Below are 16,763 nucleotides of genomic sequence, written 5' to 3'. Positions count from 1 at the left end.
TTTTCCTGAAACCATAAGGGTGTTACAATGTCATATAAGGATGTATCCATACATAGTATGTCGACTAATGATGATTCGACGCACGACGAAAAATATGAATAATCGTGTGGAACCGCGCGGCGGTCGGCTCAGTAGGACTTCGCGAAGTACGCGGTCTCCTCGGCATCGTCGCCGCAGACCGCACAGTCCTCGCCGTCGTGAATCTCCGCGTCCTCGTCGTTCAGGGGAACCATGACGATTTCGGCGGCGATTTGGTCTTTAATCTCCTCCTCGCAGGCCTCGTCACCGCACCACGGCGCTTTCACGTAGCCGCCGTGCTGGCCGATAGTGCCGAGAATCTCGTTTCGGGCGGACGCCTCGCGGACGTTCTCTTCGAGGTTCTCCTCGGCGGCGGCGTAGAGCTTCGCGTACACCTCGTCGAACTGCTCTTGGACGGCCTCGGCGATGTTCTCGCGGTCGAGTTCGACTGACTCGCCGTCGGGGCGGTGGACGACCGTGACGACCTCGTCGTCGACCTCGTTCGGACCGATTTCGAAGCGGACAGGGACGCCCTTGAGCTCCCACTCGTTGAACTTGAACCCGGGGTTGCGCTCGTCGCGGGCGTCGAGTTCGACGCGGACGCCGGCGTCTTCGAGGTCTTCGGCGATGTCCTCGGCGTACTCGAGGACCTTCTCCTGCGTGTCGGCCTGCCAGATGGGGACGATGACGACCTGCTCGGGCGCGATGGTCGGCGGCAGGACGAGCCCCTGGTCGTCGGAGTGCGTCATGATGAGCGCGCCGAGCGAGCGCCACGACAGCCCCCACGAGGTCGTGTGGGCGGGCTCTTCGTCCTCGTCTTCGGTCGTGTAGGTGAGGTCGAACGCCTCGGCGAAGGAGGTGCCAAGGTAGTGGGAAGTGCCGGCCTGCACGGACTTGCCGTCGGGCATGAGCGCCTCGACGGTCGTCGTCGTGTCCGCGCCGGGGAACTTGTCGTGTTCCGGCTTCGCGCCGCGGAGCACGGGGATGGCGAGCACGTCCTCGTAGAGCGACTGGTACTGCGAGAGGCGGGTCATCGTCTCGTCCCACGCGCCGTCGCGGGTCTCGTGGGCCGTGTGGCCCTCCTGCCAGAGGAACTCCTTGGTTCGGAAGAACGGCTTCGTCTCAGTCGCCTCCCAGCGCACGACGGAGGCCCACTGGTTCACGCGGAGCGGGAGGTCGCGGTGGCTACGGACCCACTGGGCCATGTAGGGCGCGATGATGGACTCGGAGGTCGGACGGACGGCGAGGCGCTCTTCGAGTTCCTCGTGGCCGCCGTGGGTGACCCACGCGACCTCGGGGTCGAAGCCCTCGACGATGTCCTTCTCGCGTTCGAGATAGCTCTCGGGGATAAACAGCGGGAAGTACGCGTTCTGGACGCCCGTCTTCTTGAACTCGCCGTCGAGGTAGTTCTGGATGGACTCCCACAGCGCGTAGCCGCGCGGGCGAGTCACGATGAAGCCGCTCATCCCCTCCGGACCGTAGTTCGCGAGGCCCGCCTTCTGGACGACCTCGGCGTACCACTCGCCGGTGTTGTACTGCTTCGACTCGGTGATACCGAGTTCCTGCTCGTCGCTCATTGCCCATCGGTAGCCGTAGCGAACCCTTAAACGCCCCGAAGGTGCCGGCGTCCCGGCACGCCGTGCGGACCGTCTCCGGCCGACGACGTTCGGCGGTTCCGGCGGACACATAGATACATATCGTCGGCTGCCCTACCTGTGCGTGGTGGTTGGCGTGTTAGCAATGGACACAATTGTGAGCGGCGAGCGACCGACTTCTCAGGAGGAGGCGGTCCGAATCGAACTGTGGGTTCCGAGCGGGCGGCGCGCGGAGTTCACACCGGTTATCGAGCGACTGGACGATATCGTCGAACGCGGTCTCGTCTCGGAGTACACGGTCGAGACGTGGGGCCGGTTCGTGGACCTGTCGGGGAAGTTGAGCCCGCGCGAGCGTCGCGCCCGCGACCGACTCGCGTCGTACGCGCGGTGGGCGGCGACGCGCGGCGAGCGCTTGGCGGGGTTAGGCGACCCCGAGGTGCGCGGCATCGGCCGGATGGGGCCGGAGCGACCGACGCGGCGGACACCGCGGGCGGTCATGGCGGAGTACGAAAATGGCGTTCTCGCGCATGTGACCGCGTGCGAGGAGTGCATCGGCGCGTTCCGCGGACGTCTCAGCGACCTCGATTCGCAGGCCGAACGCGAGTCCGAGCAGTCGTCGGAGCGCGTCCGAATCGAGTGGTAAGCGGTCCGAACACGGTTTTTTTCCGGCGACGCCGTCCCGTCGTCAGCGCCGGCTGTCGAACGGTGAGTCGCCGTCGCGCCACGACCACCCCGGCAGGCGGGTCTGAAACCCCGCGGCGAGCGCGGCATCGAGGTCGTCGCGTCCGGCGGGGCCGTCGGTGTGGACGGCCACGTCCGCGAAGTGGAACGTCGCCTGCGCGAGGAGTCGGAGCGGCTCGCCGCCGGCGATGGTCGCCGCGAGTTCGCGGCCGAGCACCTCGTCCACGACGAACCCCGGATAGTCGTCCTGCACGTCTAACTGCTTGAGGATGCGCACGTACGCCGCGACGTTGACGCCGACCTCCCCGTCGGCGAACACCGCGTCGACCGCGTCGAGGTAGGTCGCCTCGTCGACCTCGCCGACGCGGGTGTCGAACTGCTCGCCGAGTCGCCGTCGCGTCTCGTTGATGAGCGGGACGACCACGTCCGCGCGGTCTCGGACCCAGTCGTGCTCCGCCGAGACGGCCGCCGGTGTGAGTTCCATGGTCGTCGGTCGACCCCGAGACGCTTCGACTTTGCGAAGGGTTTTATACTGGCGACATGGTACTGTCGGGTAAGCGGGTTTTCCCTGCCTCTTCCCGCAGTCGAGATACCACCGTATTCAGTTCACTATGCTCTCTCCGCAGTTGGCCGAGACTGGCACTCGTACACGTGGACCGTCTCGTGTCGACGCTCCTGAGGTAGGGGTTCCCGAGACCTGCCGGCGCAGGACCGGACGGGTCGCTCGTAACTATGAGCTCCGTAGATAAACAACTCGAGAATTTGAAGGCAGAGATTACGAACGAACTCCCCCGCGACATCTCGGTTTCCGACGTCAAGTACGAGGGTCCCGAACTCGTCGTCTACACGCGCGACCCGAAGAAGTTCGCTCAGAACGGCGACCTTATCCGGAAACTCGCGAGTAAGCTCCGAAAGCGAATCACGGTTCGCCCGGACCCGGACGTGCTGTCCGACCCCCGAGAGGCCGAACCCAAGATTCTGAGCGTCATCCCCGAAGAGGCCGGCGTCACCGACCTCGACTTCCATATCGACACCGGGGAAGTCGTCATCGAGGCCGAGAAACCGGGCATGGTCATCGGCCGCCACGGCTCGACGCTCCGCGAAATCACGCAGAAAGTCGGCTGGACGCCCGAAGTCGTCCGCACCCCGCCCATCGAGTCCTCGACGGTCTCGAACGTCCGCAACTTCCTGAAGCAGGAACGGGAGGACCGCCGCCGCATCCTCGAACGGACCGGTCGGCAGATTCACCGCGAACAGCTCTCGGACGACGAGTGGGTCCGCATCACGACCCTCGGCTGCTGCCGCGAGGTCGGCCGCGCGTCCTTCATCGTTTCGACGCCGGAGACCCGCATCCTCGTCGACTGCGGCGACAAGCCCGGCTCCGACGACGTGCCGTATCTGCAGGTCCCCGAGGCGCTCGGGTCGGGCGCGAACTCGCTCGACGCGGTCGTCCTCACCCACGCTCACCTCGACCACTCGGCGCTCATCCCGCTTCTGTTCAAGTACGGCTACGACGGCCCCATCTACACGACCGAGCCGACCCGCGACCTCATGGGTCTGCTCACGCTCGACTACCTCGACGTCGCCTCGAAGGAAGGCCGCACCCCGCCGTACGAGTCCGAGATGGTCCGCGAGGCCATCAAGCACACCATCCCGCTGGAGTACGGCGACGTGACCGACATCGCGCCCGACGTGAAGCTCACGTTCCACAACGCGGGTCACATCCTCGGCTCCGCCGTCTCGCACTTCCACATCGGCGACGGCCTCTACAACGTCGCGTTCTCCGGCGACATCCACTACGAGGACACCCGCCTGTTCAACGGCGCGGTCAACGACTTCCCGCGCGTCGAGACGCTCGTCCTCGAATCGACCTACGGCGGTCGCAACGACTACCAGACCGACCAGCAGGACTCCGAAAAGCGCCTCATCGAGGTCATCAACGAGACGCACGACCGCGGCGGCAAGGTCGTCATCCCGGCGTTCGCCGTCGGTCGCTCGCAGGAGATTATGCTCGTCCTCGAAGAGGCGATGCGCTCGGGCAAGATTCCGAAGATGCCCGTCCACCTCGACGGGATGATCTGGGAGGCGACGGCCATCCACACGACCTACCCCGAGTATCTCCGCGACGACCTCCGCGACCGCATCTTCCACGAGGACGAAAACCCGTTCCTCGCCGAGGAGTTCAACCACATCGACGGCGGCGAAGAGGAGCGACAGGACGTCGCCGACGGCGACCAGGCCATCATCCTCTCGACCTCCGGGATGGTCACCGGCGGCCCCATCATGTCGTGGCTCCGCCACGTCGGCCCCGACCCGAAGTCCCGACTGGTCTTCGTCGGCTACCAGGCGCAGGGGACGCTCGGTCGCCGCATCCAGAACGGCTGGGACGAGATTCCGGTCAACGGCCGCGACGGCATGGGGCGGTCGGACACGCTGAAGCTCGAGATGGACGTCGAGACGGTCGACGGCTTCTCCGGTCACGCCGACCGGCAGGGCCTCGAGAACTTCGTCAAGACGATGAATCCGCGCCCGGAGAAGGTGCTGTGCGTCCACGGCGACGAGCGCTCCGTGCAGGACCTCTCGTCGGCGCTCTACCACGACTACAACATGCGGACGTTCGCGCCGAAGAACCTCGAGACGTTCCGCTTCAAGTAACGACTCGCAGTCACGGCGACCCTCACCGGCACGTCAATCGCCGCCGCGAAACGATTTCTCACGGACGGCGTCCGGGCGAAGATTAATCACGACGCTCGAACGAGTGTTTGCTATGCGTCTCGCACTTATTGCGCACGACGAGAAGAAGCCGGACCTCATCTCGTTCGCCGAGGAGCGGCAGGCCGACCTCGAACGCTTCGAACTCATGGCGACGGGGACGACCGGTCAGCGACTCATCGACGCCACGGGCCTCGACATCGAGCGCAAGCAGTCCGGGCCGCTCGGCGGCGACATGCAGATCGGCGCGGAGATCGCCAGCGAGACCTGCGACGGCGTCATCTTCCTCCGCGACCCGCTGACCGCCCAGCCCCACGAACCGGACATCACCGCCCTGCTCCGTATCTGCGACGTTCACCAGACGCCGCTGGCGACAAACCTCGCCAGCGCGGACGCCGTCCTCGACGAACTCATCCGACAACTCGACGGCGAGGAGTAACCGCCGGGTCAGCGCCCCGCTGGGGCCCCTGCGTCTCTCGTCTCGTTTTCCGCCGACCCGTGGTATCACCCCTGAGAATCGCGGCGTATCCTTAATTAGCAGCGCGCCGGAGGCGACGGTATGCACGCCGCGACCCACGCGTCCCTGACGCTCGCCGTGATTCTCACCGTCGCGACCGCCCCGGTCGCCGCCGCGACCGGCCCGACCTCGCCGTGTTTCCCCGGCGAGGGCCACCAGTTCGACATCGGCGGCGAGGGCGCGGGCATCGACCTCGTCGTCTTCCTCTCGATGTTCGAGAACCTCGGGGGCGAGGGCGGCTTCGGGATGGAAGCCGGCGGCTCCGTCGGCAACGACTCCATCGTCCAACTCCGGGCGGGCGTCGCGTTCGACGGCGTCGGCCCCATCTCGGCGTTCCTCTCGAACCCCTTCTCGCGGTTCAGCGTCGTCTACGACTACTCGATGAACCTCCCGATGTTCGCCGACTCGGGCATCGAATCGAACTACGAGGACGACGGGTCGCCGGTGAGCGGGCTCGAAACAAAGTCCTGTTAGTCAGTCGTCCGCGGCCGCGGGGTCGGTGACCGACTGTGCCGCCGCGTCGACGCCGACCATGTCGCACACGTCGGCCATCGGGCACGCTTCGGGGCCGTCGAGACATGCGGGCTTTCGCGCCTTGCAGAACTCGCGGCCGAACTGAATCATCGCGGTGTGGCCGAAGCCGCACTTCTCGTCGGGGATGTCGCGTTCGAGCGCCGCCCGAACGCCTTCGTGGTCGGCGTCGGCCGGTGCGAGGCCGATTCGCCGAGCGATGCGGTGGACGTGCGTATCGACGGGGAAAACGCCGCCGCGCCCGCCCGCAAAGAGGAGGACGCAGTCGGCAGTCTTCGGGCCGACGCCCTTCATCTCCAAGAGGCGGTCGCGGACCGTCGCGGGGGCTTCCTCGCGGACGTAGCGGTCGAAGTCGGCCTCGCTCCCGAAGTCGGCCAGCACCTCCTCCGCGACGCCTTGGATGAGCTTCGACTTCTGGTTGTAGAGCCCGCCGGAGCGGATGGCCTCGACGATACCCTCGCGGTCGGCCGCCGCCAGCGACTCGGCGAGGTCGCCGCCGCCGTACTGCGCCATGAGTTCGTCGTGGGCTGGCTGACTCGCCTTGTCGCTCGTGTTCTGGCTCAGGATGGTTCGGACGAGACACTCGAAGCCGCCCTGCCCGCCGTAGGCCTTCCGCCAGTAGCGCTCGCCGAGTCGGTCGACGACGACCTCGGCGCGCGTCGCGGTCTCGGGGTCTGCGGGGTCGAACGCCGACTCTCGGCCGCCGCCGCTCGCGCCGCCGCTGATGTTCTCGGAGGGTTCTTCGGGCATGTCCGAGGGTTACGACCGCGCGGTGAAAAACGCATCTCGTCGGCCGACCGGCTCGCCGCCCGCGCGGGACTATTCGACTTCGATGGTGACCGTCAGTTCCGCGCCGTCGACGAGCGCCGAGACGAGGTCGCGGTCGAAGCCCGCAGCGGCGTGGGCCGCGCCGACCGCACCCGTCCGGTCGTCCACGTAGTCGCTCGTGCGGAAGACGACGCTGCGGTCGCCCTCGAAAGTGAGGTCGGGGTGTCCGCGAGCGCGGACGGTCTGCTCGTGAGCGTCGTCGCCCGCGTCCACGCGGACGTGCACGTCGATAGTCGCGTCGTGGGACTGGCAGGCCTCGACGAACGCCGGGTCGAAGTCGGCGGGCGTGCGGTCGGCATCGACGCCGATGATGCAGTCGCCCGCGGGGGTGAGCCAGTCGTCTGTCGTCACCTCGAACGTGCTCGCGTGCTCGGCGCGCACGTGTTCGTGACCGCGTGCGCGGATGACCTCTCTCATGGCGTGGCATCCGACCCGACTCGGTTTAGCCCCCTCGATTCGCATCCCATTTATATGCTCCCATGGCAAAAACTAACATAGTGAATACGGTCGATACGAGCGGTGTGGTAACTGTTTTCACCCGAATTCCCACCGAAGTATTTATTAACTGGTCGCCTGTATGTGTATGTACCTGAGCGCCTCCGGCGTTCCGGCGGCATAGCACGCAGAATGATCGGGAATTCTTATCCACGGTCGGTCGCACTCCCACGAGCAGCCGCCACGCACGGAGTGGTGATGGTATCGAGGATTGATTACGCATGGTAACGAAGCAGGAAGTACTTAGCGAGTTCGACGTGCAGGAACTCGACGAGGCACGAAACATCGATCTCCCAGACGAAAAGCTCGAGAGCGGCTCGAAAGGCGAACTCATCAAACTCGCCGGTCAACTCCGTGACCGCCGCAATGAACTAAACCAGATGGCTTCTGAGCGCGCATCCAAGCGCGACGACCTCAACGCGATGACTCGCGAGAAGGTCGACGAAGCCCAGAAGCACCGCGAGAAGCGCGACGAAATGAACTCGCAGGTGCAGGAACACAAGCAGAGCCGCAACGAGCTCAACGCGAAGGCCAACGAGCTCTTCGACGAGGTCGACGAGATGAAAAGCGACCTCGAGCTCGACGACGGCAAGGACATCGACGAGCTCAAAGAGGAGATCGAGCAACTCGAGTTCCGCCAGCAGACCGAAGTCCTCTCGACAGAAGACGAGCGCGAGCTCATCGAGAAGATCGAGAACAAGCGCGAAGAACTTCGCCAAAAAAAGGACAAGGTCGAAGAGAGCGGTGACCTCGAAGAACTCATCGAAGAGGCAGAAGAGGTCCGCTCCGAGGCGTCCCAGCACCACCAGAAGGTGACCGAGCTGGCCGACGACGCCCAGGAACACCACAACCAGATGATCGAGGCCTACCGCGAGGCCGACGACATCCGCGACAAGGCCGACGAGATGCACGAGCTCTTCGTCGAAGCCCAGGAAGCGGCCGACCGTCACCACGAGGACTTTGTCCGCGTCCAGAAGCGCCTCCGCGAGCTGGACAAGAAGGAAGAGCGCCAGCGCAAGGATTCCCGCGCCGAGGAGCGCGAAGCCGCCAAGGCCGAGGCCGAGGAAATCTACCAGAAGTTCAAGGAAGGCGAGACCCTCGAGACCGAGGACCTGATGAAGCTCCAGAAGTCCGGTCTGCTCTAAACTTCGGTCACTTTCTCTCTCTTCGTCGCAGTTGCGACGTATCATTTTTATCCCGTTCGAAGCCCCAGCGACAGCCATGAGTGATTCACCGTGACCGACAGCTTCACGCGCATCTATCGGCTGGCTATCGTGGTCGTCTTCGCCGTCGTCGCGGCGGCGGTCGGCTGGGTCCTGTTCTACTCCGTTCCCGACACGCTCGCGGACCTCGCGGGGCTCCTCTTGGTCATTGGAACCGTCGTCGCCGCGCTCCGCGTCGGCGGCAGGCTCGCCGCCTCGGCCTTCCCCGACTACGACGTGGCCGAAGTCGCCGTCGAGGGGCCGATTTCTCGCGACGGCGGCGGTGGCCCGGTTCCGGGTCGCGGTAGCGGGACGCCCGCCGACGACATCGTCGAACAGATCGACGCCGCGGCCGACGACGAGAACGTCGACGCGCTCCTCGTCAAACTGAACACGCCCGGCGGCGAGGTCCTGCCGAGCGACGACATTCGCCGGGCCGCCGCCGACTTCGACGGCCCGACGGTCGCCTACGCCACGGACACCTGCGCCTCGGGCGGCTACTGGATCGCCAGTGGCTGCGACGAACTGTGGTCTCACGACGTGAGCGTCGTCGGCTCCATCGGCGTCATCGGCTCGTCGGTCAACGCCTCGGAACTGGCCGACAAAGTCGGCCTCTCCTACGAGCGGTTCGCCGCGGGGAAGTACAAGGACGCGGGGATGGCCCTCAAGGAGCCGACCGAGGACGAACGCGAGTACCTCCAAGGCCTCATCGACGACTACTACGACGACTTCGTCGAGCGCGTCGCCGAGGGTCGGGACATGGACCCGCAGGTCGTCCGCGACACGGAGGCCCGCGTCTATCTCGGCGAGGAGGCCCACGAACTCGGGCTGGTCGATTCGCTGGGCACCCGCGACGACGTGGAAGACCGACTCGCCGAACTCCTCGGCCGCGACGAGGTTTCGGTCCGGGAGTTCACCCCCGAGGTCGGCCTCACCGACCGGCTCCGCGGCGGCGTCGAGGGCGCGGCGTACGCCTTCGGCGCGGGACTCGCCTCGTCGGTCGACCCCGACGACGGCTTCTCGTTTCGGTTCTGACGACTGGGAGGCTTTTTAGCCCGCGCCCGCGTTCGTCTTCCACGTGACAACGCTCGTCCTCTGTGTCGACCGGGCGAACGACATCGGCCGCAAGACCGGGCTCTCGACGCCCGTCGTCGGCTGGGAAGCGGTCCGGTCGCTCGTCACCGACGTGGGTCTCGCGGACCCCGAGGATTCGAGCGTCAACTGCCTTCTCGCGGCGTTGCGGACGACGCGCGAACTCAGAGACGAGCGCGAGGACGCCGAAATCGCGGTCATCTCGGGAACGAGCGATAGCCCCGTCGGGGCCGACCGCGCCGTCGCGCGACAGCTCGACGACCTCGCCGAGCGCTACGACGTCGAGTCCGCGGTCGTCGTCATCGACAGCGCGGAAGACGAGCGGCTCGTCCCCGTCGTCGAGAGCCGGTTCCGGGTCGACGCGGTCGACCGCGTGGTGGTCCGACAGGCCCACGACATCGAGTCGACGTACTACCTGCTCAAGCAGTTCCTCGGCGACGAGGAGCTTCGCTCGACGATACTCGTCCCGCTCGGCGTCGGCCTGCTTCTCGTCCCGCTGCTTCTCGTCCAGTTCACCCCAGCCGTCGCGATGGCGGGTCTCGCCGCCCTCATGGGCGCGGTGCTCCTCTACAAGGGGCTCGCTATCGACGAGTTCCTCTCGGACGCGCCCGACCAGGTTCGCGACGCTCTCTACTCTGGACAGGTGTCGGTCGTCACCTACGCGGTCGCTGCGGGGCTGGCCATCGTTGGGCTGTTCCTCGGCGCGCTTGCTGTCCGGTCGCCCGGCGTCGGCGGAGGTGAGGAGGTACTCGTCCCGTCGCTCCTGTTCGTCTACCACAGCGTCCCGTGGCTGGCGCTCGCCGCGCTGACCGCGAGCGCGGGCCGTCTCTTGGACGAACTCATCGGGAGCGAACGCGTCTCCACGTCGTACATGAACCTCCCGTTCGGCGTCGTCGCCATCGGGCTCGTCGTCCGTGGGTTCGCCGGGTTCCTCCTCGAACGACAGGGAGAGTTGGCGAACCTCGAACTGCTCGGGCGACTCGTGCTCACGCCGGTCCAGCGGCTGGCGATGTTCATCGTCGCCGGCATCGTCGTCAGCGCCGTGGGCGTCCGCATCTCGGCGAGCGTCTCGGACGACGCGCTCGAAGACGTGGTCGACACCCCACGAGAAAACGAGAGTTGAGGTCTTCCGTGCCGCTTTTTGCTTCGTTCCGCCCGTTAGTTCGCCGCTCGGTACTCGCCGTGTTTGACGCCGATGGCGAGACAGACGGCCCCGAAGACGAGCATCGCGGGCGTCACCATCATCAGGACCGTACTCGTGGCCATCACGCCCATCCCGACGAGGGCTGCGGTTCCGCCGACGACGAGCGCGACGAGCAGCGCGACTGTCTTGGGGAGGTCGAACTCCATGCGATTCTGTCGGGACTCGTTCGACAAATCCGTTGCGGCTTCGGACGGCGAATCGAGAGGCGAACCGGAAAAACGCGGGTTCAGTCGCTTACCAGGGCGCGAAGTCGGGGTCGATGCAGCGCTCTTCGGTTTCGATGGCGTCGATAGCGGCCACGTCTTCGTCGTCGAGTTCGAGCGCGAGCGACTCCCAGTTGTCGCGGATGTGGCCCTCGCTCGTCGCCTTCGGAATCGCGGTGACGCCCTTCTCGCGGAGCCACGCCAAGGACACCTGCGCCTCGCTCGCGTCGTGTTTCTCGGCGATGTCGGACAGCACGTCGACATCGAAGACCTTCCCGCGGGCCAGCGGCGAGTACGCGACGATTTCGATGTCCTCCTCGGCGCAGACCTCGCGGAGTTCCTCCTGTTGGAGGAGCGGGTGCATCTCGATTTGGTTGGCGAAGGCACCTGACTCGGACAGTTCGACGGCCTCGCGAACCTGCTCGGGCTCGAAGTTGGAGATGCCGACGCGCTTTGTCAGCCCGCGTTCGACGAGTTCGTCGAACGCCGCGAGGGTCTCTTCGGCGTCGTACGTGCGGGACGGCCAGTGGACGTACAGGAGGTCGACGTAGTCCACCCCGAGCTTTTCGAGGCTCTCTTCGGTGCTCTCGATGACGTCGTCGTGGGACAGCTTGCCGGCCCACACCTTCGTCGCGAGGAACACCTCGTCGCGGTCGACGTCGGCGGCGGCGATGCCCTCGCCGACCTCCGTTTCGTTCTCGTACGCCTGGGCGGTGTCGATGTGCCGGTAGCCCATCTCCAGCGCCGTCTGCACCGCGTTGCGACACTCGTCGGCGTTCGTGTTCTGCCACGTTCCGAGCCCGAGCATCGGCATCCCGTTCGCCCGCGGTGCGTCGTCTGCTGAAGCGGCGTTCTCCGTCATGGACGAATCGTGGGCCGCGAGTTGAAAAGACGTTCCGAAAGGGCGGGCGAATTTCCGGCTTTCGAGGCCTGAGGGTGAGTCACACGGCGTCTCGGGGGCTTGATTCCCGATGCTATCTGACGCCGCTCGACGTTCGGCGGCGGATGGTTTATGTGGCATGTGGTAGCATATCTGACTGGTGGTCAGGAATGTCGTCCGCATCAGAGCCGTTGACAGAAGAGAACACGAACGCGTTCGCACACCGCATCGCGGGTGACTCGCTCGTCTACGAGTGTCCGAACTGCGAGTTCGGCGAGGTGCTGGTGACGGAACTCATCGAGTCCGACAACGCGCGGTGTCTCGATTGCGGGACGCGCTACCAGCTCAACATCGAGACGGTGGCGTAGCGAGCGCGTCGGCGAGACTCCCGGCGACGGTCCGACTCGGTCGGTCGCTCGGCGCTTTTTCGCGGCGGCGAGACTGTCATGCTCTCTGCGCGCCTCTAGAGTGCATGCCTCAACTACGCACAGCCCTCGCGCTCGCGCTCATCGTCGCCCTCGCCGGTTGCCTCGGCGGGCTCGGCGGTTCGACCACGTTCGCGGCCCAGCCCGCGACGATTCCCCCGTCGGCCTACGAGGCACACGGCTACGTCCACGGCAACAGCACCGTCGTCCCGCTTTCGTACGACGTGGGCGTCGGGCCCGCCTCTCGCTCCGTCGGCGCGGAGGTCTGGGTGTCCGGATACTCGAAGACGACCGACGACGACGATATCACCGCCCTCGTGGTCGTCTCGTCGCCGAACGCCGAGGTCGCCGGGCAGTCGGTCAACCCGCTTTCGAACCTCGGGAACCGCGAGCTCGTCGCGACCGGCCTCGACTTGCTGGCCGACGCGCAGGCACTCGGAAACGTCCCCGAGGTCAACGGCGTCCGCGAGGTCGGCGCGCGGAACGTCACGATGCTCGGTTCGAAGACGGAGCTCGTCACCTACGCGGGCACGGTCGAGGTCGAAGCCGGCGAGACCGCCGTCGACGGTGAGACGGTCGCCTACGAGGGCGGGACGGCCGAAGTAAGACTCCACCTCGCGACCGTCGAACACGACGGTGACGTGGTGGTTCTCCTCGCGGTCCACGGGGCCGACGTGGACGAGAGCGAGGCGGTCGCGGCGCTCGCGGGCGCTGTCGAGCATCCGGGGACGGTCGAAAGAACGGTCGAAGTTCGGTGAGCGGTCGGTGCGGCGTCGAACGCGAGTTCGGCGGTGTTAGTAGAACTCGCGGACGAGGTCCATCGCGTCGTCGGGTGCGCCCGACGGGATGTCCGACATGTCCTGGTCGACGCCGAACTTCTGCTCGTAGGAGACGGAGCTTTCGTCTTTGTAGATGACGCCCTCGTACTCCTTCGACGAGTCGAGAATCTTCTCTTTGGCCGCGTCGTAGTCGGTCGGGTCGTGGTCGGTGTCCGCGAGGTCCACGAGGTTGTCGCGGAAGTAGTCGTAGGTGTCCACGTCGTTGAACGTGACACACGGACTGAACACGTTCACGAAGCCGAAGCCGTCGTGTTCGATGGCCTCTTGGACGATTTCCGCGTGGCGCTTGTGGTCCGTCGCGAACGACTGTGCGATGAACGTGCCACCGGCCGCGAGCGACAGTGCGAGCGGGTTGACCGGGGGCTGCTGGGGCCCTTCGGGGGTCGTCGAGGTCTCGAAGTCCTCTCGCGAGGTCGGCGAGGCCTGCCCCTTCGTGAGACCATAGATGCGGTTGTCCATGACGGTGTAGGCCATGTCCACGTTGCGGCGGACGGCGTGGATGAAGTGGCCCGCACCGATGGAGTAGCCGTCACCATCGCCGCCGGCGGCGACGACGGTCAGGTCGGGGTTCGCCAGCTTGACGCCGGCGGCGACCGGGAGCGAGCGCCCGTGGACGCCGTGGATGGCGTACGAGTGCATGTACGTCCCGATTTTCCCGGAACAGCCGATACCGGCGACCATGAACGTGTTGTCGGGGTCGGTGCCGGAGTTGGCGAGGGCTTTCATGATGCCGTTCATCGTCCCGAAGTCCCCACAGCCGGGACACCAGGTCGGTTGTTTGTCTGACTTGAAGTCGGTGAAGCGGACGTTTGAGCTCATGCTGAGACCTCCTCTGCGTCGAGGGTGGCTTTGATTTCGTCTGCGAGTTCGTCCGCCTTGAAGCGGACGCCGTCGTATTTGTTAATGCGCTTGACACGGGTCAATGTGTCGTGCTCGACGACGTTGGCGAACTGCCCCGTCGCGTTACACTCGACGACGATGACCTCGTCAGCCGCCTCGATTTCCTCGGTGAGGTCCGGCCGCGGGAACATGTACGGGACCGACAGGAAGCGCACGTCGATGCCGTCCTCTTCGAGGAAGTCGAGCGCCTCGACGAGCGCGCCCTCGTTGGAGCCCCACGAGAGGATGAGCGTGTCCGAATCGGCGTCACCGAACTCGCGCGGCGAGAAGTCCTCGGTCTCCTTTGCGGTCTCGACCTTCCGGTCGCGCTTGTCGACCTGCTCGACGCGCATCGACCGGTCTTCGGTCCGCCGACCGAGTTCGTCGTGTTCGAGACCCGTCGACATGTGCGCACCCTGTTCCGTACCGGGGAACGCACGCGGGCTGACGCCGTCGTCGGTGAGCGCGTGCGGCTGGAAGCGACCTTCCTCGTCGAGCCACTCGTCGATGGAGTCGTCGTCGACGACCTTGCCGCGGTCGATTTCGACTTCGTCCATGTCGAACGCCTCGGGGGAGAACGTCTGTTCCGTGACCGCCATCGCGAGGTCGGCCGCGACGTAGACCGGAACTTGGTACTTCTCGGCGAAGTTGAACGCTTCGACGGTCTTCCAGAAGCACTCGTCGATGCTCGTCGGCGCGACGACGAACCGCGGAATCTCGCCGTGGCCGCCGTAGAGCATCATGTTGAGGTCGCCCTGTTCCTGCTTGGTCGGCATCCCCGTCGAGGGGCCCGAGCGCATCACGTCGACGATGACGAGCGGCGTCTCGGAGGTCGCGACGAGCCCGAACGTCTCGGTCATCAGGTCGATACCCGGACCCGACGTTGCGGTCATCGACCGCGCGCCGGCGCGTGCCGCACCGAGCGCGAGGTTGATGGCCGCGAGTTCGTCTTCCGCCTGCACGACGTGCCCGCCGTAGCGTTCGATGCGGCCGGTGAGGTACTCCATCACGTCAGTCGCGGGCGTGATGGGGTAGCCGGCGTAGAAGCGACAGCCGGCGGCGATGGCGCCCATGCCGATGGCCTGGTCGCCGTTGATGAGCACGTAGTCCTCGTCGGTCGTCTCGAGGTCGTAGTCGAACTCGTGGTCGTACTCGTCGTGGACGTATTCGAGGCCCGCGCGAGCCGCCTTCTTGTTGTTCTCGACGATGGCCTCCCCCTTCCCGCCGAAGCGCTTCTGCAGCGCGCTGTCGAGGTTCTCGATGGGGAAGTCGGCGACGGCACACGCCGCGCCGAGCGCGACGACGTTGCGCATGATAGCGCCACCCGCCTCCTCGGCGAGTGCCTTGAGGGGGATGTCCAGCCCGACCATTCCCTCGGGGATTTCGACGTCCGCCATCGTCGAGCGGTCGCCGTCGTAGATGATGACGGAACCTTCGTGCAGTTCGTCGAGGTTCTCGTCTATTGTTCGTTGTGTGAGTGCGATGAGCACGTCGAGTCGGTCGACGACGCTCTGTACGGGGTCGATGGCAGTCCGAACCTTGTACGCGGTGTATCCGCCCCGGATTCGCGAAGCGAAGTCCTTAGAGGTGAACACGTGGCGTCCAGCCCGGGATAGCGCCTGAGCGAAAATCTTCCCCGTGGAGTCGATGCCATCGCCAGCCTCGCCGCCGATGGCCCAGTTGAAGTCCGCAGGCATGCTGACTGAAATCTACCCATAGCCGGGTCAAAAGCCTTCTGAAAATTGGTGTTAAACGACGGTACTGATAATAAATGAAAATTTGATACATAAGTTCTGAGAAGCGTCGGAATGAATGAGACAACCAACTTTTCTGCGAATTGGGGTGCCGGAATTGTCTAAACGTACAGTTGTGGTGTGTTTCACCCCCTCGTGGCAATTATCTCCGGTTTACACTATGTGCACAGTGGGCACGGTTCGCCCCGTTCTCCGGTGCGCGCGGCCGGGAAGGCAAGGCCCTTGTGAGCCTGCGACCAACCCGGTCGCATGGACGCAATCGTCACCGTCTCCGCGGCCCGCGACGTCGGCCCCGGAACGGTCGCCATCGAGTTCGAGACGCCCGACGGCTTCGAAGCGGAACCGGGCCAGTTCGTCAAACTCTCCGCCGAGGTCGACGGCGAGTCGTACGCGCGGTTCTACACGCTCTCGTCGGCCGGCGTCGGCGACACGTTCGAGGTGACCGTCGGCATCGACCCCGAGGAGGCCGGGCCGTTCAGCCAGCACCTCGACTCGCTCGCGGCCGGCGACGACATCGAGATTTCCGGGCCGTTCGGGCAGAGCTACTACGACGGCGAGTCGCGCGTGGTCGTCCTCGCTGGCGGTCCCGGCGTCGGCCCCGCGGTCGGCATCGCCGAGGCCGCGGTCGCCGACGGCAACGAGGCCGCCGTGGTCTATCTCGACGACGCGCCTGCGCACGAAGACCGACTCTCCGCGCTCCGCGACGACGGCGCGAGCGTCGTCGTCACCGGCGACGAATCCGACCTCGCAGACGCCGTCTCCGACGCGCTCACCGGCGACGAGGGCGAACAGGTCTTCGTCTACGGCTTCGCCGACTTCGTCGCCAGCGCGACCGACGCCGTCGAGGCCGCCGGCGGCGACGCCGACGCCGCGAAAGTCGAGAACTTCGGGTAGGCGCTTCGAGCGCC

Annotated in this window: 18 protein-coding genes; 10 read left to right on the top strand and 8 right to left on the bottom strand. The window is 65.8% G+C overall.

Translation table 11 applies throughout. The annotated features are described in order from the left end of the window. Window positions 1-128: 128 nt before the first annotated feature. Window positions 129-1,595 carry a proline--tRNA ligase gene (gene proS / locus C5B90_RS03300; RefSeq protein ID WP_115879076.1) on the bottom strand — a complete coding sequence of 489 codons (1,467 nt, stop codon included), beginning with the start codon at window positions 1,593-1,595 and terminating at the stop codon, window positions 129-131. Between the two features lie 163 nt (window positions 1,596-1,758). Here proS and C5B90_RS03295 point away from each other — a divergent pair, with 163 nt between their 5' ends. Continuing rightward, window positions 1,759-2,256, top strand: a complete 498-nt coding sequence (locus tag C5B90_RS03295) for an HTH domain-containing protein (RefSeq protein WP_115879074.1) — start codon at window positions 1,759-1,761, stop codon at window positions 2,254-2,256. Between the two features lie 42 nt (window positions 2,257-2,298). Here the strand turns inward: C5B90_RS03295 and C5B90_RS03290 are convergent, their stop codons facing one another. Then, complete coding sequence (locus tag C5B90_RS03290; RefSeq protein ID WP_115879072.1) at window positions 2,299-2,778, bottom strand: hypothetical protein; 480 nt, start codon at window positions 2,776-2,778, stop codon at window positions 2,299-2,301. A 248-nt stretch (window positions 2,779-3,026) separates the two neighbouring features. Here C5B90_RS03290 and C5B90_RS03285 point away from each other — a divergent pair, with 248 nt between their 5' ends. The 3 genes from C5B90_RS03285 to C5B90_RS03275 all read left to right on the top strand — a co-directional run bounded on the left by C5B90_RS03285 (window position 3,027) and on the right by C5B90_RS03275 (window position 5,997). After that, window positions 3,027-4,949, top strand: a complete 1,923-nt coding sequence (locus tag C5B90_RS03285; protein ID WP_115879070.1) for a beta-CASP ribonuclease aCPSF1 — start codon at window positions 3,027-3,029, stop codon at window positions 4,947-4,949. A gap of 112 nt (window positions 4,950-5,061) precedes the next feature. Next, window positions 5,062-5,445: a methylglyoxal synthase gene (locus tag C5B90_RS03280; protein WP_004972550.1), complete on the top strand. Its 384-nt coding sequence runs from the start codon at window positions 5,062-5,064 to the stop codon at window positions 5,443-5,445. A gap of 120 nt (window positions 5,446-5,565) precedes the next feature. Continuing rightward, complete coding sequence (locus C5B90_RS03275) at window positions 5,566-5,997, top strand: hypothetical protein (protein ID WP_115879068.1); 432 nt, start codon at window positions 5,566-5,568, stop codon at window positions 5,995-5,997. Here the strand turns inward: C5B90_RS03275 and nth are convergent, their stop codons facing one another. After that, a complete protein-coding gene (gene nth / locus C5B90_RS03270) occupies window positions 5,998-6,804 on the bottom strand; it encodes an endonuclease III (RefSeq protein WP_115879066.1) in 807 nt (268 codons plus the stop codon). It abuts the gene before it with no gap. A 69-nt stretch (window positions 6,805-6,873) separates the two neighbouring features. Continuing rightward, entirely contained in the window at window positions 6,874-7,299 is a 426-nt protein-coding gene (locus C5B90_RS03265) for a DUF371 domain-containing protein (RefSeq protein ID WP_115880545.1), read from the bottom strand. 299 nt (window positions 7,300-7,598) lie between these two features. On the opposite strand from C5B90_RS03265, the gene C5B90_RS03260 reads away from it, so the two are divergent. From C5B90_RS03260 to C5B90_RS03250, 3 genes are all read left to right on the top strand, one after another. Further along, the gene (locus C5B90_RS03260) at window positions 7,599-8,522 is read left to right on the top strand and encodes a coiled-coil protein (protein ID WP_004972546.1); all 924 of its coding nucleotides are present in this window, start codon (window positions 7,599-7,601) and stop codon (window positions 8,520-8,522) included. Between the two features lie 90 nt (window positions 8,523-8,612). Further along, on the top strand, window positions 8,613-9,614 hold the full coding sequence (gene sppA, locus C5B90_RS03255; protein WP_115879064.1) for a signal peptide peptidase SppA: 1,002 nt from the start codon (window positions 8,613-8,615) through the stop codon (window positions 9,612-9,614). A gap of 43 nt (window positions 9,615-9,657) precedes the next feature. Beyond that, window positions 9,658-10,794 carry a DUF373 family protein gene (locus tag C5B90_RS03250; RefSeq protein ID WP_115879062.1) on the top strand — a complete coding sequence of 379 codons (1,137 nt, stop codon included), beginning with the start codon at window positions 9,658-9,660 and terminating at the stop codon, window positions 10,792-10,794. 35 nt (window positions 10,795-10,829) lie between these two features. On the opposite strand, the gene C5B90_RS03245 is transcribed toward C5B90_RS03250, so the two are convergent. Both C5B90_RS03245 and C5B90_RS03240 read right to left on the bottom strand, forming a co-directional pair. Next, window positions 10,830-11,021 carry a hypothetical protein gene (locus C5B90_RS03245; protein ID WP_115879060.1) on the bottom strand — a complete coding sequence of 64 codons (192 nt, stop codon included), beginning with the start codon at window positions 11,019-11,021 and terminating at the stop codon, window positions 10,830-10,832. A gap of 88 nt (window positions 11,022-11,109) precedes the next feature. Further along, on the bottom strand, window positions 11,110-11,892 hold the full coding sequence (locus tag C5B90_RS03240; protein ID WP_115880543.1) for an aldo/keto reductase: 783 nt from the start codon (window positions 11,890-11,892) through the stop codon (window positions 11,110-11,112). A gap of 236 nt (window positions 11,893-12,128) precedes the next feature. Between C5B90_RS03240 and C5B90_RS03235 the strand changes: the two genes are divergently transcribed. Continuing rightward, window positions 12,129-12,326 carry a hypothetical protein gene (locus C5B90_RS03235; protein WP_115879058.1) on the top strand — a complete coding sequence of 66 codons (198 nt, stop codon included), beginning with the start codon at window positions 12,129-12,131 and terminating at the stop codon, window positions 12,324-12,326. Window positions 12,327-12,430: 104 nt separating this feature from the next. After that, on the top strand, window positions 12,431-13,141 hold the full coding sequence (locus tag C5B90_RS03230) for a DUF6517 family protein (protein WP_115879056.1): 711 nt from the start codon (window positions 12,431-12,433) through the stop codon (window positions 13,139-13,141). A 36-nt stretch (window positions 13,142-13,177) separates the two neighbouring features. On the opposite strand, the gene C5B90_RS03225 is transcribed toward C5B90_RS03230, so the two are convergent. Then, window positions 13,178-14,041, bottom strand: a complete 864-nt coding sequence (locus C5B90_RS03225; protein WP_115879054.1) for a 2-oxoacid:ferredoxin oxidoreductase subunit beta — start codon at window positions 14,039-14,041, stop codon at window positions 13,178-13,180. Beyond that, complete coding sequence (locus C5B90_RS03220; protein WP_004972538.1) at window positions 14,038-15,798, bottom strand: 2-oxoacid:acceptor oxidoreductase subunit alpha; 1,761 nt, start codon at window positions 15,796-15,798, stop codon at window positions 14,038-14,040. The genes C5B90_RS03225 and C5B90_RS03220 overlap by 4 nt, the downstream gene beginning before the upstream one ends. A gap of 306 nt (window positions 15,799-16,104) precedes the next feature. On the opposite strand from C5B90_RS03220, the gene C5B90_RS03215 reads away from it, so the two are divergent. Further along, on the top strand, window positions 16,105-16,749 hold the full coding sequence (locus C5B90_RS03215) for an FAD-dependent oxidoreductase (protein WP_115879052.1): 645 nt from the start codon (window positions 16,105-16,107) through the stop codon (window positions 16,747-16,749). Window positions 16,750-16,763: the final 14 nt, after the last annotated feature.

The organism is Haloferax sp. Atlit-12N (assembly GCF_003383095.1).
In the GTDB taxonomy this organism is placed as follows: Archaea; Halobacteriota; Halobacteria; order Halobacteriales; family Haloferacaceae; genus Haloferax.
The sequence above is the reverse complement of the archived record's forward strand: the minus strand, read 5'-3'. Positions and strand labels throughout refer to the sequence as shown.